This is a genomic window from Kribbella sp. NPDC055110 (assembly GCF_053607525.1).
The window spans coordinates 21,948-41,124 of sequence record NZ_JBSGTS010000010.1; the positions used below are offsets into that span (position 1 = coordinate 21,948).

Annotated in this window: 18 protein-coding genes and 1 pseudogene; 4 read left to right on the plus strand and 15 right to left on the minus strand. The window is 66.8% G+C overall.

The window, feature by feature from the left end:
- Positions 1–16: 16 nt before the first annotated feature.
- From ACWF0M_RS17655 to ACWF0M_RS17675, 5 genes are all read right to left on the minus strand, one after another.
- Positions 17–892, minus strand: a complete 876-nt coding sequence (locus ACWF0M_RS17655) for a carbohydrate ABC transporter permease (RefSeq protein WP_134130737.1) — start codon at positions 890–892, stop codon at positions 17–19.
- Complete coding sequence (locus ACWF0M_RS17660) at positions 889–1,833, minus strand: ABC transporter permease (protein WP_452236731.1); 945 nt, start codon at positions 1,831–1,833, stop codon at positions 889–891. Before ACWF0M_RS17660 ends, ACWF0M_RS17655 begins: the two co-directional genes overlap by 4 nt.
- A gap of 3 nt (positions 1,834–1,836) precedes the next feature.
- On the minus strand, positions 1,837–3,459 hold the full coding sequence (locus tag ACWF0M_RS17665) for a sugar ABC transporter substrate-binding protein (RefSeq protein ID WP_452236732.1): 1,623 nt from the start codon (positions 3,457–3,459) through the stop codon (positions 1,837–1,839).
- Positions 3,460–3,625: 166 nt separating this feature from the next.
- The gene (locus ACWF0M_RS17670) at positions 3,626–4,468 is read right to left on the minus strand and encodes a hypothetical protein (RefSeq protein ID WP_452236733.1); all 843 of its coding nucleotides are present in this window, start codon (positions 4,466–4,468) and stop codon (positions 3,626–3,628) included.
- Positions 4,469–4,808: 340 nt separating this feature from the next.
- Entirely contained in the window at positions 4,809–7,331 is a 2,523-nt protein-coding gene (locus ACWF0M_RS17675) for an ATP-binding protein (RefSeq protein ID WP_452236734.1), read from the minus strand.
- 106 nt (positions 7,332–7,437) lie between these two features.
- Here ACWF0M_RS17675 and ACWF0M_RS17680 point away from each other — a divergent pair, with 106 nt between their 5' ends.
- The gene (locus tag ACWF0M_RS17680) at positions 7,438–7,611 is read left to right on the plus strand and encodes a hypothetical protein (RefSeq protein ID WP_452236735.1); all 174 of its coding nucleotides are present in this window, start codon (positions 7,438–7,440) and stop codon (positions 7,609–7,611) included.
- 201 nt (positions 7,612–7,812) lie between these two features.
- Here ACWF0M_RS17680 and ACWF0M_RS17685 read toward each other — a convergent pair whose 3' ends face one another.
- Positions 7,813–10,008, minus strand: coding sequence for a carbohydrate-binding protein (locus ACWF0M_RS17685; protein WP_452236736.1), 2,196 nt, complete (start codon positions 10,006–10,008; stop codon positions 7,813–7,815).
- A gap of 108 nt (positions 10,009–10,116) precedes the next feature.
- A complete protein-coding gene (locus ACWF0M_RS17690; RefSeq protein WP_452236737.1) occupies positions 10,117–11,076 on the minus strand; it encodes a hypothetical protein in 960 nt (319 codons plus the stop codon).
- Positions 11,077–11,238: 162 nt separating this feature from the next.
- Here ACWF0M_RS17690 and ACWF0M_RS17695 point away from each other — a divergent pair, with 162 nt between their 5' ends.
- Positions 11,239–11,691 (plus strand): hypothetical protein, encoded by a 453-nt coding sequence (locus ACWF0M_RS17695; RefSeq protein WP_452236738.1) that lies wholly within the window; start codon positions 11,239–11,241, stop codon positions 11,689–11,691.
- Positions 11,692–11,695: 4 nt separating this feature from the next.
- Here the strand turns inward: ACWF0M_RS17695 and ACWF0M_RS17700 are convergent, their stop codons facing one another.
- The 5 genes and pseudogenes from ACWF0M_RS17700 to ACWF0M_RS17720 all read right to left on the minus strand — a co-directional run bounded on the left by ACWF0M_RS17700 (position 11,696) and on the right by ACWF0M_RS17720 (position 14,991).
- Positions 11,696–12,148: a hypothetical protein gene (locus tag ACWF0M_RS17700; RefSeq protein WP_452236739.1), complete on the minus strand. Its 453-nt coding sequence runs from the start codon at positions 12,146–12,148 to the stop codon at positions 11,696–11,698.
- Positions 12,149–12,166: 18 nt separating this feature from the next.
- Positions 12,167–12,532, minus strand: coding sequence for a cupin domain-containing protein (locus tag ACWF0M_RS17705; RefSeq protein WP_452236740.1), 366 nt, complete (start codon positions 12,530–12,532; stop codon positions 12,167–12,169).
- 863 nt (positions 12,533–13,395) lie between these two features.
- Complete coding sequence (locus tag ACWF0M_RS17710; protein WP_452236959.1) at positions 13,396–13,836, minus strand: TetR-like C-terminal domain-containing protein; 441 nt, start codon at positions 13,834–13,836, stop codon at positions 13,396–13,398.
- Positions 13,837–13,848: 12 nt separating this feature from the next.
- Positions 13,849–14,187 (minus strand): annotated as a pseudogene (locus ACWF0M_RS17715) (TetR/AcrR family transcriptional regulator); the annotation flags it as partial.
- Between the two features lie 78 nt (positions 14,188–14,265).
- Positions 14,266–14,991 (minus strand): SDR family NAD(P)-dependent oxidoreductase, encoded by a 726-nt coding sequence (locus ACWF0M_RS17720; protein ID WP_452236741.1) that lies wholly within the window; start codon positions 14,989–14,991, stop codon positions 14,266–14,268.
- A 154-nt stretch (positions 14,992–15,145) separates the two neighbouring features.
- Here ACWF0M_RS17720 and ACWF0M_RS17725 point away from each other — a divergent pair, with 154 nt between their 5' ends.
- Both ACWF0M_RS17725 and ACWF0M_RS17730 read left to right on the plus strand, forming a co-directional pair.
- Entirely contained in the window at positions 15,146–16,144 is a 999-nt protein-coding gene (locus tag ACWF0M_RS17725) for a sigma-70 family RNA polymerase sigma factor (RefSeq protein WP_452236742.1), read from the plus strand.
- A gap of 101 nt (positions 16,145–16,245) precedes the next feature.
- Positions 16,246–16,401, plus strand: coding sequence for a hypothetical protein (locus ACWF0M_RS17730; RefSeq protein WP_452236743.1), 156 nt, complete (start codon positions 16,246–16,248; stop codon positions 16,399–16,401).
- Positions 16,402–16,584: 183 nt separating this feature from the next.
- Here the strand turns inward: ACWF0M_RS17730 and ACWF0M_RS17735 are convergent, their stop codons facing one another.
- From ACWF0M_RS17735 to ACWF0M_RS17745, 3 genes are all read right to left on the minus strand, one after another.
- Positions 16,585–17,088, minus strand: coding sequence for a hypothetical protein (locus ACWF0M_RS17735; RefSeq protein WP_452236744.1), 504 nt, complete (start codon positions 17,086–17,088; stop codon positions 16,585–16,587).
- A gap of 162 nt (positions 17,089–17,250) precedes the next feature.
- Entirely contained in the window at positions 17,251–17,904 is a 654-nt protein-coding gene (locus ACWF0M_RS17740; protein WP_452236745.1) for a hypothetical protein, read from the minus strand.
- Positions 17,901–19,124 carry an Acg family FMN-binding oxidoreductase gene (locus tag ACWF0M_RS17745; protein WP_452236746.1) on the minus strand — a complete coding sequence of 408 codons (1,224 nt, stop codon included), beginning with the start codon at positions 19,122–19,124 and terminating at the stop codon, positions 17,901–17,903. Before ACWF0M_RS17745 ends, ACWF0M_RS17740 begins: the two co-directional genes overlap by 4 nt.
- Positions 19,125–19,177 lie beyond the last annotated feature (53 nt).

Here is a 19,177-nt window from a genome sequence, read left to right on the forward strand (position 1 = left end):
GGTCGATTCTTGCAGACTAACCCTTGACCGCACCGGTAATAACGCCCTTGGTGAAGTGCCGTTGGAGGAACGGGTACACCATGGCGATCGGTACCAGCGCGACCACGACGACGGCCATCTGCAGTGATTGGGGTTGCGGCGGCGGGTGCACGCCGAGCTGGTCGGCGGACAGCGACTTGCCCTGCAGGACGTAGGTCCGCAGGATCACCTGGACCGGCCATTTCGAGGTGTCGTTCAGGTACAGCAACGCGTTGAAGAACGCGTTCCAGAAACCGACCGCGTAGAACAGCCCGACGACCGCGATCACCGCCTTCGACAACGGCATGATGATCCGCCGCAGGATGGTGAAGTCACTCGCGCCGTCGATCCGGGCGCTCTCCAGCAACTCGCCCGGCACGTTCATGAAGAACGTGCGCAGGACAACGAAGTTGAAGGCCCCCAACGCGCCCGGGAGGATCAGCGACCACAGACTGTCGAGCAGACCGAGCTGCTTCACCACCAGGAACATCGGGATGATGCCCGGCGCGAACAACAACGTGAACAGCACCATCAACAGCACCGGCCGCCCGAACAGCACCGGCCGCGACGTCGCGTACGCGAGCGCGATCGTGACGGCGAGCGCAATCGCCGTACCGACGATCGTCACGAACACGCTGACCAGGATCGCCCGGCCCATCAGGCCGCCGCTGAACAGCGTCTGGTACGCCTTCACCGTCGGATGCGACGGCCACAGCACGTACCCGCCCGCGTCGATGATGTCCTTGTCGCTGGCCAGCGACGTCGAGATGACGACCAGGATCGGTACGACGATCACCAGCGCGAACCCGCCCAGGATGACGGCCTTGATCGCCTGGTAACCCGGCGACGGATTCTCTTTCCACACAGGTCTCATGAGCGCCTCTGGAAGATTCCTGGCTCACCGAGCCGATGAGCGAGCGAGTTGGCACCCCACAACAGCAAGGCACCGACCACGCCCTTGGCCAGCCCGGCCGCGGCCCCGCTGCTCCAGTCCCCGCCGACCACGCCGGCGTAGTACGTGAACGTGTCCAGTACTTCGGCTGCGCCCGGACCGACCGAGTCGCGTTGCAGGATGAACTGCTCGAACCCGACGCTGAGGATGTCGCCGATCCGCAGGATCAGCAGCAGCACGATGACGGTCCGCAGCGACGGCAGCGTGATGTGCCACAGCCGCCGCCAGCGCCCGGCGCCGTCCGCCGCGGCGGCCTCGTACAGAGACACGTCAACGGTCGTCAACGCGGCCAGGAAGATGATCATCGCCCACCCGGCGTCCTTCCAGATCAGCTGCGCGACGACGAGCAGCGGGAAGGTGTCTGGATTGGTCATGAACGGGATCGCGTCGAGTCCCGCCTGCCGGAGCAGGTTGTTGACGAACCCCGCCCCGCCGAGCGACTGCTGGAACAGCGTCACGACCAGCACCCAGGACAGGAAGTGCGGCAGGTACGCGATCGTCTGGAACCAGCGCCGAAAACGGTTGCTGACCAGCGAGTCGACGATCAGCGCCAGCCCGATCGGCACCGGGAAGAACAGCAGCAACTGGACGGCAGCCAGCAACAACGTGTTCCGCAGCGCGTCCCAGAAGTCCGGGTTCGCGTACAGGTTGACGAAGTTCTGCAGGCCGTTCCACTCGCTGTGCATGATGCCGAGGTACGGCTGGAAATCCTGGAAAGCGACGACGTTTCCGATCACCGGCAGGTAGAAGAACACCAGCAGGAAGACGACGCCGGGGATCATCAGCAGCACCATCTGCCAGTCCCGGCGCCACTTCGCTGCCATCGGCAGACCGGTCTTCACCGGCTTGGTCGATTTCAGCATCGATCAGGACCCGGTGACCGGAACGCTCGCCGGGAGCACGGCCGCGAACTCGTCGCGGATCTTGTCACCGCCGCCGGACTTCCAGCGCTTGAGCGCCGCGTCGTACGCGTCCATCTTCTGCCGGCCGGTGACGATATCGACGATCGTGTCCCGGAACGCCGCCGTCAGCTTCGGACCGAGCTTGCTCGACGTGTCGGAGTACGTGCCCGCGGTCGGGTTCCGCATCGCGAACTTCAGCAACTGCTGCTCGGTCGCGTAGATCTTGCGGGTGTCGTCCGGATTCGCCGGGTTGAAGATCACGCTTTCCGGGGAGTTCATGATCTGCAGCGCACTGACCAGACCGGGCGCCTGCTGCTGACCGGCCTTGGTGAGTACGGGGTTCTTCTGCGCATCCAGCGAGAACTGCTGCCCCTCGACGCCGAAGTTCTTGACCAGGTACTCCTTGGTGCCGAACGGCGCCGACAGGTAGTCCATCAGCGCGAGCAGCTCGCGGATCCGGCCCTCGTCGGTCTTCTTGAACGGCGTGAACCCGACCGTGCCGTAACCCATGTCGTACGTCGGTTTCGCCTTGCCGTCATGGCCGAACGGGATCATCGTGTCCACGAACAACGTCGGGTCCAGGTTCCGGAAGTCGGCGGTCGCCCGCGGGCCGACCACGACCTGCGCGGCGATCTGGCCGTTCACGGTCTTCGGCGTCGCGTCGGCCAGGTTGAGGTCCGGGTAGAACACCTTGGCGGCCCAGAGCTTGGCGGCGTACTCGACGGCGGCCTTGTAGTTGTCGGTCTCGTACAGGTGCGTCAGCGACCGGTCCTGGTTCACGCGCCAGGCGTTCGGGGCCCCGAACCACTCGCCGAACATGTGCAGCATGTTGATGATCGCCGGCTCGAGCGCGTAGTTCGTGCCGTTGGTGAGCTCCTTGCATTTGGCAAAGAACTCGTCGGCGGTGGTGCACTGCAGCCCGCCGACCTTCTGCCACGTGCGAGGGTTGCCCATCATCACCTGGCCGAACGGCGTCGACGGGATCGGAGCGCCCCAGATCTTCCCGTTCACCACGGCGGTCCGCCAGGAGGCCGGCTTCAGCGCGGCCAGGTTCGGGTACTCCAGGACGGCGTCGCCGGACAGGTACTTGGTCAGGTCCTGGAACTTCGCCTCGAGCATCGGGCCGATATTCGGGATGCCCTGGTTCGGCGGCAGCCACATCAGGTCCGGCAGCGAGTCGCTGGCCAGCAGCGTCGCGAACTTCTCCGGGTAGCCCGGGTCGGTGCCGATCGTCAGCCGGAGCTCGCCGCCGAGCGCGGAGTTCAGCGCCTGCCACATCGGGTTGCTGCCCATCGGCGGCGGGGGCGTCGCGAACGTCTCGGTCAGCGCGGTGACCGCGCTCTTCAGCGGCGGCGCCTTCACGCTCGAAACCGCGTCCGCCGGGAACTTCAGGAACCCGGGCTCGAGGCCGGACTCGGCCCCCGGGAAGTCCGGGTGCAGACCCTCGAACGGCTTGTACGTCGGAAGCTTGAGCTCGCCTGACGCCTTAGCGCCTCCGTTCGCCGCTCCACCGTCGCCGCAGGCGGCCAGCGTGGAGGTGGCAATCGCCGCACCGGTCACCTGCAGGAACCGTCGCCGACTGATCATAGTTGCTCCAAGTTTCGAAGAATCGCTCACTAACACTCACTTAAACGTTAACCCGGACCGTAAACCTGTCCCACCCCTCGACGCAAGGCGTGGACACAGAAAGAGCCGGCGACCGCGGGCTCGAGAACCCACGGCCGCCGGCCGTCGTACAAACTTCAGTGTGTCGTCAGCAGCGCACGATCAGCCCGGTGAGCGCGCTGCAGGACCGCGTCGCCTTGTCGTTCGCCGCCACCGGATCCTCCGGCGAACTCGCCGTACGCTGCGCGGTCGCCTGGAACGAGCCGAGCGTCAGCACCCCGGCATCGCCCGCAAACGTCCTGGTCGTGCTCGCACCGCTGGCCAGCGACGCGACATCACAGTTCGCGGTCCGGGTCGACCCCACCCGGGTGCAGGTCCCGCCGCCGGCGTACGTGAGCTTGCTCGGGACCGTGCCGAGCACCCGTACGTCGCTCGCGATGCCTGGACCGTTGTTCCTAATCGTGACCGTGTACGTGATCCGAGGCACCAGCCCGGCCCGCACCGACGCGTCCAGCGACACCGCGATGTCGGCCGCGCCCGGGGTGATGTCGATCCTCGGGCCGTCCAGGATGTCGAACGCATAGTTGTCGGCCCGGAGCTGGATGCGCATCCTGAACGGATCGGTCCTCGTGTCGTCCCGCACCCGCAGCGTCCAGACCACGGTTCGGCTCTCGCCGGCCGGAAGATCGCCGAGGGCGGCCCGGAAGTTCTGCCCGTCGGCGACGAAGCAGTTCGTCGTCGCCCCGCTACAGCTGACCAGCTCGAACCAGTCCGTCAGCGACTGGTCCAAGGCGTACATGGCCGCCTGGGCGCCCACGAGCGTGAAACCCCCGATGTTGGTGACCGTCTGGGTAGCCGTGATCGTCTCCCCAGGACTGGGCGCGACCGAACTGACCGCAACCGTGGTGCTCGGCGGATCCTCGGCCGATGCCGTCATCGGGACGACGAGCGTCCCCCCGACGATCCCCGTGATCAGCGCAGCACGAATCAACCTCAAAGCATGCACAACTTCCCCCTTGTTCCCCATGAACGCCCCAGCTGCCCCCACAGCCCGCCGATGGCGGTGAAAGCAGTATGTAGTTGCCACTGTCCGTGGTCAACCGCTCGAAACTCAAACGGATGATCCGGTCAGCCGATCGCGAGAGCTCGATGGCGGGCTGACGTCACTCGTTCGATTGGTTCCGGGCCGGTCCGGGTCATTCGTTGCAGTAAGCAAGGATTATCCCGGACGGCTGGTCGCGAGAACGCGTGCTGACGTTGGGTTTCGACCTCATCCTCGGAGACGCGTACGCCGTACTCGCCGCGATCACGATCCTGGACGCGGCGTACGTTCAGAGGGACAGCCTGCCGAGCAGCTCCTCGACGCGTTCGGTCCGGCCCGCGTGACGATGACGTTCCCAGTCCTCGCGGGACAGTGTGTCGCCGGCGAGTTCGAGGGCTTCCGCGAGTTCCTCGTCCAGGTAGGGGTTCGAGATCTCGAGCCGTTCGCCCATCGCCTCCTCCGCACCGAACAGGTGTGCGGCGCCGACCGGATCGCCGCGCCGGATCAGCAGGTTCATGACGGTGTTCGAGAACGCCATCGTGAGGCTCGGACTGCCGAGCGCGAGCACGGTCGGCAACAGTTCGCGGACGAGCTCGATCGCCTCGTCGAGCCGGCCCGCGAGGATCAGCAGGTACGCGAGATTCTGCCCCTGTACGGCGATCTCGTGCGCGTCCCCGATCGACTCGGTGATCGTGAGGGACTCGCGGAGCAGGTCCTCGGCGCGCTCCAGATTCCCGAGATCCTCCTCGATGCCGCCGAGGTGGCTCAGCACCCGCGCCAAGCGCCAGTCGTCGTCGAGGGAGCGGAGTCGTTCGACGGCCTCGGTAAGCGTCGCCTGCGCCGCGTCGAGATCGCCCTGCTGGCGTTCCACCGATCCGAGCACGGTCATTCCGAACGCGATCCCTGCCGGGTCGCCCAACTCCCGGGCAATCTCCAGGCTGCGGGTCGTCAACTCGTGGGCGCGGTCCGTTTCGCCCTGTATGAGCAGGAGGTTGCTCAACCCGCGCAGGCAGGCGGCCAGCTTCGGCGACGACGTCGTACCGGCCGCTGCGATCACCTGCTCGTGCCAGGCACGGCTTTCCGCGATGTAGCCGCCGAACAGCCAGACCCAGCCGAGCGCCGAGCACAGGCGCAGCCCTGTTCTGACATCGTTTTCCGTCGCCCAGGTCAGCGCGGCGCGGAAGTTGTCGAGGTCCGCCTCGGCCCGCTCGAGAGGCGGCTCGGACAACGTTTTCTTGATCGCCTCGAGGTGGTCGGCGAGGTCGGCGTAGTACGTCGCGTGGTCGCGGTGGACCGCTTCGGCCTCGGCGGTCCGGTGCAGCTCGTCCGCGGCGTACTGGCGGATGGTCTCCAGCAGTCCGACGCGGGTGCCGTCCGGTCCGTCGGACAGCGTGATCAGGTTCGCGTCGTGCAGCTCGGCCAGGGCGTCGAGCGGGTCGATGCCGGTGGCAACTTTCTCGACCGCGGCGAGGTCGGCGCCACCGGAGAAGACCGCGAGGCAGCGGAAGGTACGTCGGTGTTCGGGGCCGAGCAGCTCGTACGACCAGGCGATCGTGTCCCGCAGCGTCCGCTGACGTTCCGGGGTCGCCGTACTCGTGGACGCTATGTCGAGCGCCTGATCGATCCGCGCGAGCAGCTCCTTGACGCTGAGCAGCCGCACCCGCGGCGCGCACAGCTCGATCGCGAGCGGGAGCCCGTCGAGCCGACGACAGATCGCGGTCACGTCGGCCGTGTTCTCGTCGGTCAGGGTGAACGTCGGTCGGACGGCCTGGGCTCGCTGCACGAACAGTTCTACGGCGGCATCTGTCAGTGGCAGCACCGGGTGCTGGTACTCACCGGTGAGCCCGAGTGCCCGTCTGGAGGTGGCGACGAGCTTCACGTGCGGTGCGCCTTCGATGATCTCGGCAACGACCTTGCCGGCGTCCGGAAGCTGCTCGAGGTTGTCGAGGACGAGTAGCAGGGTCCGCTGCGCCAGGTAGGCAACGATGCGGCCGCGCTCCCGCGGCGGGATGTCGAGAACTTCGGCGATCGTCGTCCACAGCACGGGCACCGACGTGACCGTGGCGAGCGGAACGAAGTACACGCCGCCTGGGAACTTCGTGGTCAGCTCCGCGGCCACGCCGATCGCCAGGCGAGTCTTGCCCGACCCACCCGGTCCGGTCAGCGTGACGAGCCGTACGTCGGGTCGCTCGAGCAGACTGGTGACGCGGTCGAGATCCTGTTCGCGCCCTAGTAACGGTGTCGCGGGTGCCGGCAGGCTGGTCGCCGTACCGAGAGTGCGTGGCGGCGGGAACTCGTCCCTTAGTCCGTCGACGGTGACCTGGAGCAGGTGCTCGGGCTCCGGGATGTCCTTGAGGTGATGCGTGCCGAGATCGCGCAGCGTGACCCCGTCGGGCAGTTGCGTCAGGTCGCCCGTGACGGCCGACACCACGATCTGCCCGCCATGTGCGGCGGCCCCGATCCGTGCCGCGAGATGGACATCCATGCCCCAGTAGTCGCCGTCGTACACGCCCGGCGTACCAGTGTGGATCCCCATCCGGACCCGCAGCCGCTCGTCATCCGGCCATCGATGCTCCGCCAGCCTCCGCTGCCCGTCGGCGGCTGCCCGGACCGCGTCGCCGGCCGTCCCGAACACGACGAAGAAGCTGTCGCCCTCGGTCCCGATCTCGGTCCCTCCGTACGCCGTCCAGACCGCCCGCAGGATCCGCCGATGATCTTCCAGCGCCTCCAGGTACCGGTCCCCCAACCGGCGCAGCAGCAGCGTCGACCCTTCGATGTCCGAGAACAGCATCGCCACCATTCCCCCACGCATGCCGCCAGTCTGGATTCTTGACCGAGCCAGCGCCAGTGTTGGCCTCGCCGCAGGCAGCTGCCCGTCGTCAAGAGGTGAGCCCCTCCGGCTGGATAGCATCGGCGGCGTGATCTACGAGCCGATGAGCCGCCGCCTGGTCATTTCATTCGCAGCGATCGGCGTCGTCCTGGCCATCGCCGGCCTGATCGCGCGGCCGGCGAACATCACGGTCGCTGTGGTGCTCTTCCTGGCAGCCGTCGCAGTACTAGGGCTCGCCGGCTACGCGTCCTGGACCGCCTGATCGGCGGCCGCAAACGCTCCCGCCCCACCAACTGAGCCACGGCTACTTGTACTGATCTACCAGCGCACCGGCGTCGCCCCACGCGTGCGCTGCGGTCGAAGCCTCCCGATCACACCCCCGGTTGCGCTTTGAGCACCCACCAACCGTCAGAGCTGCGTGAAAACGGTTGGTGGGTGCTCAAAGATGCGTGTCGGTGAGGGGTCAGGGGGTGAGGCGGAGGTAGTCGAGGTTGAAGCCGCCCGTTTCGCAGTACACGGTGATCACCTGATCCCCGGCCGGTAACGTCACCTGTGTCTGAACGGACTGATAGCTCGCCCATCCTCCGGTGTCCGGCACCGACACCTTCGCCAACACAGTCCCGGACGCGTCCCGAACCGACACCGCGTCTGCAGCAACTGCGCCCGTACCATTCGCGACCCGCAGCTCAAGGTCGTATGTTCCCGCCTGCGCGATATCGACCCGGTACTGCAACCAGTTCCCGGCCGCAGTCCACCCGACGTTCTTACCCCCACTCGCCGCAGGATTGCTCTCGATGAAGTTGGCGCCGCCCTCGGTCCAGCCGTGCTGAGCGACGTACGACTCCGCTTCGACCTTCTCACCCACCGGCGCTCCCCGCGGATTCACGGTGAGATGCACCGTGACCTCGTCGTTCGCCGCACCGTCCGTCACCCGGAACTTCAGGTCCTGCTGACCGGCGACAGTCGGGTGGATGCTCACCAGGCCGGTGCTCGCATCGAGACTGACCCCGCCCGGCAGATCTGTCGCGTAGTACGCAAGCTGATCCTGGTCGCGATCCGTGGCCCGCAACTGCAACTGCGTGGTCTGGTACTGATCGGCAGTGACGTTCGGTACGTCGTCGAATTCCGGTGCCCGGTTGTGGTGGGACGACGGGACGTCGCCATGCCACCGGTACGTCGCGTATGCGTTGGCCGGCACCGTCACGGTGAACGACTTGCCGGCCAGCGTGATCCGAACCGTGCTCGGCGTGGCGTTGGCGTTGCCCACGATCGCGACGAAGTTGTCACCGCGGTCCTTGAACACCACGTTGCTGATGCCGTTCGCGGTCGCGCTCGACTCGACACGAGTGTGTTTCGGCCCGAGATACTTCGCGAACTGCCCCATCGCGTACAGCTCGTCCCGCACGGAGAACGTTTTCGTCGTCGTGTCGACCTTCACGAGCCGGTTCGGCCACTTCGTCGTCCGGCCGACCTCTTCCCAGTCGATGTTGTTGTCCCGGGCCGGTGTCCAGTGCAGCGTGCCGCCGTCCTGGTCGGTGGTCTGCGCCCACAGGACGTACGACGACGCATCGAGGCGGAAATAGTTCAGAATCGTTTCCGGATTGAGGTCGCTCGTTTCCGTCATGTGCACGGGTTTTCCGAACTCCTCGTACGCGTCCCGCATCACCGTCGGGTCGCCCCAGTACGGGTGGAAGGCGATCGCGTCCGACGCTTTCCGGGTTTCCGGATCGTTGAAGATCCGGTAGTAGTTCTTGGTTTCCGTGCTGTTCGGGTCGCGCCAGTCCCAGAAGTTGAAGTCGTGCACGTAGAGCTCCGTGCCGAGCCCGGCGCGCCGCACCTCGCGCTTGATCGCGACGGCGAGTTTCTGCTGCTGCTCGACGCTGATGTCCATCGCCGGGTACACCACGTCGATCCCCGGCTCGTTCAGCAGCGTCAGCGCGTCGACCTTGATGCCCTGCTGCGCATACGCCTGCAGGTACTTCACGTAGTACTTCGCGAACACGTCGATGCAGTCGTCGCGCAGCTTGCCGACCTGGTAGTACGACGTACTGCCCGGCTTCAGCGCGACCTCGCCGGTGAACCGGTTGTTGGTCTTCATCCACGCCGGCGCACTCCACGCCGACGCGAAGAACGTGGCCCGCGGGTTGTACTTCTGGATCAGCTTCACCGTGTCGACGATGTGCGCGTCCACGTCCCGCTTGATCGAGAAGTACTTCAGGTTCCGGTCCTCGGAGACACCGGTCGGCAACTCGTCGTACGACCAGAACGGCAGGTGCTCGATCAGGTCCGGACTTCCGATCGTCAGCCGGAACCGGTCGAACCCGGCGCCGGTCTTCGGATCCGCGAGCAGCCGGATCGCCCGCTCCCGCTCCTGCGGTGTCAGCTTCCAGAGGTTCGACACGCTCGTCTCGTCCAGGGAGAAACCCACCCCGGTGTACTTCTGCCTGCTCACACTCGGATCGATCACGACCGTCGCGTCCGCAGTCCCGGCGTCGTTCCCGACGTACGTCGCCGGCAACGGCTGCCAGGCGTGTGCCGCGCCGCTCGAGTACGACCCAGTGACCACCGCTCCGCGCTGCGCCACCGCAGATCCACCACCCGCCGCCAGCCCGGCCGCGACTACGCCGACCACAACCGCCAGCCCAAGAGTCCGCCTCACAAACCCTCCAACCTCAGGGGAAAGCCCTTACAAGCAGGCCGACTCTAGGTTCGGAATCCCCCCACCAACACCCCCTGCCGGTTCCGGAACTGGTTCCGCAACTTTCCGTCAACGAGCAGACGTGACAGACCAGGCCATCCCCTGCCCGGCCTGCAGCCGACGCAGGCTGTAGTCGTGGCCGCCCCGCAACTCGAGACTCAGAGCTATCTCGCTGTCGAACGAGACGTCGGCGGAGAGTTTGGCGACCGCACCGAAGACCTCGGCCCCGATCTCCAACCGGCCCGAGGACGTCGTCGCGTAGGTCGCCCCGTAGTTGGCGATCGACCCGCTCGTGTCTCCGGCCAGCGGATACTCGGAGATCACCGGCCCTGCCGGCGCCTGGGCGTCCGGCGGCAGCAGGGTCAGCCCGGGTTGTTTGGCAGGCGTCGCCTTGGACGCGACCACCTGTCGCGTGGTCGTGACGACTCGTTCCCCAGCCATGACCCGGACTGTCGCGACCTTCACCGTCACCGGCAGAAATACCTGCTTGCTGTGCCCGGCCGCCGCCTCGAACCGCCAGGTCGACGTGACCCGAAGACTCGTCGAACCGCCGAACCCACTCCCGAAGAGCGTGACGTTCCACGCCAGGGCACGGCCGGCCATGACGTCCTGGGAAAACGCTGCACGACATCCGGCCGGCTCCGGCGCAGCCAGCACGAAGAGCGGAACTTGAACCTCGTGCTCCGCCACCTCGCTGAACACGAACCGCCGCCCTGCCAAGCGATCATAGAATCGGTCGATCAGCTTGCGCCGCTGGTCGGTCAAGTCCCAGTCCCGCAACGGTTCCTGGTATTCCACGGCAGGGCCGTCCCCGTCTGTCCCGTGGGTGAGGATGTCCAACTGCTCCGCAGCCACCTCACGTTCCCGCAGTACCGTCGCGATCTGCGCATCGGACAGATCCAGCGCGCCGAGATCCGCTTCGAGGGCCACGGCGTCTCTCAGGCCTGCCTCGATCCAGTCATGACGTTTTTCGACAACTACCCGACCGACCAACTGTTCGATATCGGCGGACGGCTTGTCCTCGGTCATCGGCTCCCCTCCTGCCCGTAACCAATCGATCACCATTCTGTCAGCGACGAGGTGTCAGTTGCTGCGGCCAATCAGTTCTGTTGCCGGCGCCAGGATCAAACGTGACATGCTGCGAGACACGGGTGCGGTACGGCGCTCGCGACAGCAAGGAGAGGGTGCGGGATGGACGACAAGGCGAAGCTGCGGGTCCAAGAGGCTCTGGTGGCGCACCTCGAGGCACACCTGCGCGCGACGGACGCCGCCGTCGGCCGTCAGGATTCAGCGGCCCAGCTGGACCCCGACTCCTCGTTCTCCGTCGACGACCAGTCCCAGTCCGACGAGGCAGGCGACCTGGGCGGACTCTACGAGGACGTCGCGGAACGGCAGCACAGCTCGGTGGCTCACGCCGAGAGCATCGACTTCGCCCCGACCAGCGAGATCCGGCCGGGTGCGATCGTCGTACTGGACGACAACAGCTACGTCGTCGGAGTGGTCAGTTCACCGTTCGAGTGCGACGGGGTCACGTACGAAGGCATGACGACCGACGCGCCGCTCTACGACGCGCTCAAGGGCCTCCACGCAGGCGACACCTTCACCTTCGCCGCCACGGAACACCGGATCGACTCGGTTTCCTGACGGGTCAACGGAGCTGCAGCGAATAGACGTGCAGCCCGTCGGCCTTCGCATGCCGGCTGAGGTGCTGCAGGTCGGTCAGGAAATCCACCAGATCCTCATCTTTTAGCTCCGGCACCAACTCCGCCCAAGGCGTAGCCAGATCCTGGAGCTCGTCCTGATCCCGGTTCGCGATCTCGTCGACCAGCCGGTCTCCCAGCCTCGCGAGCCCTTCGGTTGGGGTCTCCGCCCAGCGGTGCTCGTCGTCCGGCAGGTCGTCCGCCGACTTGCCCCAGACCAGCTCGATCAGCGTACGGAAAGCGCCGCCACTGGCAGTGATCTCGCTCGACAGTTGCTCGTCTCCCCCGGACCGCTCCGGAGCACCGGCAGCAGCATCATCAGAGGCCGTGAAGTAGGTCGCCATACCGCCATCATCCTCAGAATCCGCCGCGGCCAGCGTTTTCTTGTCCGCACCGACCACGAACTCTGTCCCCGGCCCTCAATGCAAAGCAACCGACAGCAACAGAACAGACGCAACCCGAGCGTGTACGTCGTGACGCTGCGGAGGCACCGCCACCAGATCTCCCGCCCGCAGCTCGACCTCGGCCTCACCTGCCCGAAGGACAACGTTTCCCTGCAGGCACATCAACGAAGCGTCGCCCGGGCTCTGATGCTCGCCAAGAGTCTGCCCCTCGTCCAGCGCGATCAACGTCTGCCGCAACCGAGCCCCGGCCCGGCCGTACAACGTCGTCGCGCTACGCCCACTGCCGCTCTCCTCCGCCAGCTCCAGGTGAACAGCCGCCAACTCCTCGACCCGCAGTACGTCCATCAGCCGATCGTCGCACCACGCCGCCGAAGACTCCACCCCCTCCGACTGGACCTCGCCGTACGAACGATCTCGTGCTCGGCATCTACGCAACCAGGGAGAAGGCCGCCGTGGAGTCAGCCGAGGTACGCCGGGTTACCGGCCGGCCCGTCGTACTGACGAAAGGTCGTCGCGGGCGATTCGCCACACGACTGCCGCACCCTCGCCAACCGTGCTGCCTCACACCGAGTCGTGGCGTTTGGTTGCCCGTCGAAACCGCGAGTCGTGAATCGAGGCTGCATTCTGACCGCCAAAACCCACGACTCGACGCATGCCGGTCGTTCCAGGCGGTGGCGACGACGGCGATCGATGCGTCAGGCAACTGTTTCTCGGCTCGGCGGATCGAGCGCTCCATACCGAGGCGCCACAGCAACCCGGCTCGGCACGTCTTCCGGAGCTGCCACTCGTCACGCATCACAGCGAGGAAATGGTCGGCGAAACCAGCCCGAGGCTCTTGCGCATGCACCTCGGTAACGCTGGTCCAATCGGCGCAACCCGTCCACGTCAAGGTGCGTGCCCGCATGCAGCAATTGCGCCTCGGCACCCACGACCGCGGTACGGCGACATTGAAGTGTGCCGCGATGGCGTCAGCAACATCGTCCGCGAGCGCGGCACCTCCACCCGCATCGATCACGACACCGTGCGCGATCGTCGCCCCATGTACGGCGAAGCAGACTTCCTCCGGACCCGGACGATGCGCGTCGATGAGCGCGACATCGTGCCGCAGCGCAGCGACGTACAAGCGCTGCCCGTCGTACTCGAGCCGGTCGAGGTCGGCCAGCATGCACGCCCACACCGCCCACTAGCAGTTGCCGCCAGCAATCGCCGAGCGGCGTGGACACCACGGACGCGTAGCTCGATCGTCAGTTTCCGTCAACCAGGAGACCGCGGGCGAAGGCGTCCGTCGCCGCTCGGAGCAGGCGTTTCAGCTGCCTCGGGTTGCGTTGCAGGCGATCCTGTCGCCAGCCGAGGCTGATGATCCCGTTCCACGAGGACCACAGGACCGTCGCCAACTCCTGCGCGTTGACCTTGCGGATCGTGCCGGCCTTGATACCGCGCTTGATCGCGTCGACCATTCGCCGGTTCTGCTCGTCCACCGAATCCGCCAACCGATTCGCGAGCTCCTGCCCCGCGGCATAACTCCCAGGCTCCGCAGGAAACGCCAGCATCCGGAAGTACTCCGGATTGGCTAAATAGAACGCGAGATACTCATCCGCCGCGGCGTACAACTGCTCGACCGGCTCACGCCCGTCGACATACGCGAGATCCATGAACTGCCGATCCACCACAACCGCCCGCTCCACCAAAGCGGCGTACAAACCGCCCTTCGACCCGAAATGGTTGTAAACCGACCCAACCGCAACCCCAGCAGTAGCCGCGATCTCCTCAACCGTAACGTCCGCAACAGTCCGAGCCGCAAACAATTCCTCCGCGGCCCCCAACAACGCCTCGACTGTCCGCTGCGCCCGCAAATCCACCATCCTGCAACCATTACACAAACAACACCCAGCCTCGCAGTGGCTCAGTCCTACGTGGCGGGCTCGTCGTACAGCTGAGGGCGCGGGATCCGCAGGTCGCCAAGGGCCCAGCAGCGACCGCCGGAAGTGCGTCGGCCTGCTCATTGGTGTCTTGCCGGCGGCCGCTGTGCGGCACATCGGCGAGCCCGAGGGTCACCGTGAGCGCGCCGTACCGGAGCCGCCGGTGCCGAAGTTGTTGTGTGTCGGTGCCGGTGCTCATTCGTTGACGGACGCTGCTTCCAGGAGCGCCGCGTACTGGCGCTCGAGTGTCTTGGCCGCGCCGTTGTTCCAGCCCGCAGCCAAGGGCTGAGTCATGGCGTCGGGGAAGATCTCGTCCTCGCCCTTGTCCACACCGTCGAAGATGGCTCGAGCGACGGACTCCGCCGAGGCCTTCGGGATGTCGGCGCCTCGGGACATGTCGGTGTCCACGGGACCGGTCAGTACGGCGTGGACCCGCACGCCCTGTCGAGCTAGGAGGACCCTCAGCGACTGCGTCATGGAGAACGCGGCCGCTTTCGAGATCGAGTACGACGGGACGACCACGAACGGCGCGAGCGCGTTCACCGACAGATTGTTGATGACGATGCCCTGTGAACGAGTCAGCAATGGCAGGAAGGCCTGGGTCACGGCGAGGGGGCCGAACAGATTGACGGCAAGCTGCTGCTCGAGCACGGCCCGATCGCTGAGGTCGTCGTAGAGCGCCACGCCGGCGTTGTTGATGAGGATGTCGAGAGACTCGATGCTCTCGGCCGCTGCCTGAATCTGCTGCGGATCGGTCACGTCCAGGGTCAGCGGCGTGACGCGGTCGTCCGGGTCGTCCAGCGGTTGGCGGGTGCCGACGTACACCCGCTTCGCGCCTCGGTTCAAGGCTTCCTCGACCAGTGCCCGGCCGATGCCGCGATTGGCCCCGGTCACCAGAACTGCCTTGTTCACGACTGTCATACCTTCACCTTTGCTTCACGGAGTTCGGTTGTCAGAGGTGTTGACGGCATGACCGCGAGAAACTGGGCGCCCACCGACCGCCCAGTTCGCGCTCCGGCCGACGTCAACAGTGGTGTGACGTGAAGGGTGAGAGATCTGATGCGAGGGTGGAGTGGTGACGACCGACCTGATCACAAGAGCGCGAGCCGGAGACGGCGAGGCGTTCCGACAGCTGACCGAGCCGCACCATCGGGAGCTGCACATGCATTGCTACCGGATGCTCGGATCGTTCCACGACGCCCAGGACGCCCTCCAAGACACACTCCTGGCCGCCTGGCGAGGCTTCGCCAGGTTCGAAGGGCGCGCCTCGATCCGCACCTGGCTCTACCGGATCGCCACCAATCGGTGCCTTGACATGCTCCGCTCGACGAAGCGGCGCCCGGCCAAGGAGTGGGAAATCAAGGAGATCGAACCGCCGGAGCCGACCGCGCTCGGTGAAGTCGCCTGGCTCGAGCCGTATCCCGATGCCCTCCTCGACAGGACGTTCGACCTTCCGCTCGGCCCAGCGGCCCGCTACGAACAGACCGAAGCCATCTCGCTGGCCTTCGTGACCGCACTACAGCTCCTGCCCGCTCGACAGCGCGCCGTGCTGATCTTGCGCGAGGTCCTCGGCTTCCACGCGGACGAGGTCGCCGGCATGCTCGAGTCGACGGTCACATCGGTCAACAGTGCCCTCAAACGCGCTCGCGCCGGCCTGCAGCACAGCCTGCCGTCGGACGGCGACCAAGCGCCCGCGCCTGACTCACCCTCGGAGCAGGCGCTGGTGGCGAAGTTCGTCCGGGCGTACCAGTCCGGCGATGTCGACGCGCTGGTCGCCCTGCTCACCGAGGACGTCCGCGTCTCCATGCCGCCCATTCCCCTCGAGTACCACGGAATCGAGTCGGCTGCTCGCTTCTACGCCAGCATCCTCCACCACCGCACGTACGACGTCGTTCCGACCCGAGCGAACGGCCAGCCGGCGTTCGGGACCTACCTCCGATCCCCAGCCGGCGGCATCCGGCGCGGTGCCGGCCTGCTCGTCCTCACCCTCACAGACGACCGGATCCAGGCCCTGACCCGCTTCGACAACAGCGTCCTCCCAGCCTTCGGCCTACCACGATCACTTCCCGGGTAACCGGCGCCAGTGGTGCGTTGGATCGGCCGAGGCCCTTGGCGAGGCGTCTGTAACGGTCGCTGGCAGCATCCCGATACCTCTCCCAGAGGAGGTGATCCAAGATGCAACGGCGCTGCCGGCACCAGCCGGCCCGTAAAGACCCGTACGCCGAGGACGTGGCCCGCCGCCTCCGCGGCCTGCTGGCGATCGTCCTCCGGCAAGCCTCGCGCAACCCGGACGCCATCCGTCGAGACGACGAACTGCTGAACGGGTTGTAGACCCACACCCGCGAGCTCGAGCACGGTCGTGCTCATCGCGGCCACCCAGCTGGTCGACGTCGACGGCATGAGCGGATCCATGCCAGCGACGTAGACGATCGCAATCCCGCACGTCCACGCCTCCAGACCAGCTCAACCACCTGCACCTGGGACGGTGTGCTTGCGGCATGGGTGTGGGCAGCATCAACCGGCAGCGCCGATCGCTGCGCTGATGGCGACGATGATCGCGCCGCCGAGAGTGATGGAGGCGAACGAACGTACGAAGCCGGTCTTGAAGAAACGCCAGCGAATCCAGGACAGCACGAGCAGCTCGAACCCGACCACGACGATCGCGACGATGAGCGCGGCGCGGAGCTGCGGGATCAGGAAGGGGAGAGTGTGCAGTACACCGCCAAGGAAGGTTCCGGCGCCGGTGATCGAGCCGCGAAGGTACGGATTGCCGCGCCCGGTCAGGTCGCCCGTGTCCGAGAGGCCTTCGGAGAAGGCCATGCTCACGCCCGCACCGATGGCGGACGCCAGCCCGGCGAAGAACGCGTAGTGCGGCTGATGGGTGGCGAGCGCGACGGCGAAGATCGGCGCCAGCGTCGACAGCGAGCCGTCCATCAGGCCTGCCATCGCTGGTTGCACCCGTTGGAGCAGGAACGATCGCTCGTTGCGTCCATGGTCGACCTCAGTTGCGGCCGTCATCCTCATTGCCTCCCGCGCTTGTCGGTCCTCTCCAACAGTGCCCTTCGGGCGGCCGCATTTCCTCCCGGCAAGCGGCCATCTGCCACGCCCGCTGGCTGGAATCCCCGACCACCACTTCCCGCTAGCAGCCGACGGGACGGCATCGGCTCCGACGCCTGATACTCAGCGAACCCCTCGGTGCGGCCGAGAAGCGAGCACCGGCAGGGCCAGCAGTCCGGCAAAGACTGCGAGCAGCACGGGCACCACCGCGGTCCAGCCCAATGCGGCGAAGGGAACCGTGCCCAGCGCGACGAGGCTGAAGGCAGCACGTCGTGAGACCGACCGCCACCACGCGGCGACCGCCAGCGCGACTCCACCGAGTGCCCCGGCCACCATGAGCAGTCCAGGGCCACTGGCCACCATGAGGAGCTCACACACCGCCAGCGCGGTCAGCAGGACCTGAGCCCAGTCGTCCCACAGTGCAACCACCGTTGCTCGCCAATGTTCGACGGTCAGCAGCCCGGCAGTGGTCAGGAGGAGCGCCGGCCCGTACCAGAGCCGGCCCACCGTTGTGAGGCAGAGCAATCCCGGTCCGATCAAACTCACCGCGCACAGGGCCCGGGACAGCACAGACAGGCCAGGGTCGCGCTGGCGCAGGGCGGCCAGTCCGGCCAGCGCCGAAAGCCCCACGGTGAGCAGACCGAGCGCGCCGGTGGCGAGTTTGTTGCCGGTCCATTCCGGGATGCCGTGGCCGGCCACCGTCTGGATCAGCCCGGCGGCAATACCGAGGGCCGCGCCTGACAGGCCGAGCCGGGTCGCGAGCCGCCGGCGCTTCATCGGGTCACCGACCTGGCTGAACGTCGCGGCGTCGGCCGCGCCTCGCGGACCGGGTACCCGACCCGGAAGGTGAGCAGTGGCCGTTCCCCGTCCGGCAGAAGCTCGGCGAATCGCGGGGCGAACGTGGCTACCGCGCCGGTCGTCGCCTCGCGGTCGATCCGCTCTGTGATCTGGTTCATGTGCTGCAGCGCGATCCCACGGCTGGTGGCGGCGAGATGGATGCGCTGCAGCAGTCGCCCGGCCTCCAGTTGGGTACGCCGGTCGTCGGGAGACGTCGAGGTGATGACGCCGTACGCCGCGGCGGTGGCGGTGTGCACGGTGCGCGTCTGGGTCACCCAGAACTGGTCGCCATCGCTGCGTGAGGAGGCGGGCAGCAGTTTCGCGAGGCCGAGGAGTAGCGGGCTGAGTCCCTGGCCGTCGAGTACCAGACCGTCGCGGTGCCGTTGGATCTCGTCCTGGCTGTTGCGGAACCAGACGAACCCGTCGCGGGACTGCTGCTGGTCGCGGGTGAGCGCCTCGGCTGCGTCGACCAGCAGGGCGGACAGTGCCGCCTTTGGCGCGGGGTCGACGACCCATTGCACGGTCGGTCCATCAAGTTCGGAGGAGTCCACCAGCTCACCCAGAGTCTGGGCGGGAACAGCCTGCGAGGTGTACGGACCCCGGTTCGTATGCCGCCGGCCGATCACGTCGTACAGCGGGCCCACCTGCGCCTGTCCGGAGCCGAGCTCGACGTGTGCCACGCGAGCTGCTCCGACGCCGTCGGGCAGCCAAGTGACCTGGGGCGCCAGGCCCCGGGCCGTTCCACCGAGCACCAAGTTCTCCACCGCACAGCCGAGGCCGACGTACTGCTCGCGGCGCAGCGGGTCGACCGCCCCGGTCCCGCGTGCCTCGTCGACGAAGACATCGATGCTGCCGGGGCCAAGTGCGAAGGACCATGGCTGGGTGTTGTGCGGGCTGGCGGCGAGTACGGCGCACGCCACCGCACCGAGCGGACCTGGCAGCTGGCGCCACTGGGACCACGGGTCGAATGCCGGCCCGCTCCCCGGGTTGAGGGCCGCGGTGTCGTACACGCGGTAACTGAAGGCCCCGGTGCCGGCCACCATGACAGTGGCCCCGCCCAAGCCCATCGTGCGGAGCAGCCTGCGGCGCGACCACCGCGGCGGCCCGTCTCGACGTACGGTCGCAACAGGGACCGGTTCCTGGTCGTGAGTGGTTGTCATACCCCGCAGGCTCGTCCCGGCTCGGGTGACCCCGCACCACCCCGCGACGCAAA

What these genes read in the sequence shown, in the direction of transcription:
- ACWF0M_RS17740 (WP_452236745.1), bottom strand. Translation starts at nt 17,904, where the DNA reads ATGAAGCGCCGGCGGCTCGCGACCCGGCTCGGCCTGTCAGGCGCGGCC.
- ACWF0M_RS17665 (WP_452236732.1), bottom strand. Translation starts at nt 3,459, where the DNA reads ATGATCAGTCGGCGACGGTTCCTGCAGGTGACCGGTGCGGCGATTGCC.
- ACWF0M_RS17695 (WP_452236738.1), top strand. Translation starts at nt 11,239, where the DNA reads ATGGACGACAAGGCGAAGCTGCGGGTCCAAGAGGCTCTGGTGGCGCAC.
- ACWF0M_RS17735 (WP_452236744.1), bottom strand. Translation starts at nt 17,088, where the DNA reads ATGACGGCCGCAACTGAGGTCGACCATGGACGCAACGAGCGATCGTTC.
- ACWF0M_RS17675 (WP_452236734.1), bottom strand. Translation starts at nt 7,331, where the DNA reads ATGCGTGGGGGAATGGTGGCGATGCTGTTCTCGGACATCGAAGGGTCG.
- ACWF0M_RS17690 (WP_452236737.1), bottom strand. Translation starts at nt 11,076, where the DNA reads ATGACCGAGGACAAGCCGTCCGCCGATATCGAACAGTTGGTCGGTCGG.
- ACWF0M_RS17745 (WP_452236746.1), bottom strand. Translation starts at nt 19,124, where the DNA reads ATGACAACCACTCACGACCAGGAACCGGTCCCTGTTGCGACCGTACGT.
- ACWF0M_RS17730 (WP_452236743.1), top strand. Translation starts at nt 16,246, where the DNA reads ATGCAACGGCGCTGCCGGCACCAGCCGGCCCGTAAAGACCCGTACGCC.
- ACWF0M_RS17655 (WP_134130737.1), bottom strand. Translation starts at nt 892, where the DNA reads ATGAGACCTGTGTGGAAAGAGAATCCGTCGCCGGGTTACCAGGCGATC.
- ACWF0M_RS17720 (WP_452236741.1), bottom strand. Translation starts at nt 14,991, where the DNA reads ATGACAGTCGTGAACAAGGCAGTTCTGGTGACCGGGGCCAATCGCGGC.
- ACWF0M_RS17660 (WP_452236731.1), bottom strand. Translation starts at nt 1,833, where the DNA reads ATGCTGAAATCGACCAAGCCGGTGAAGACCGGTCTGCCGATGGCAGCG.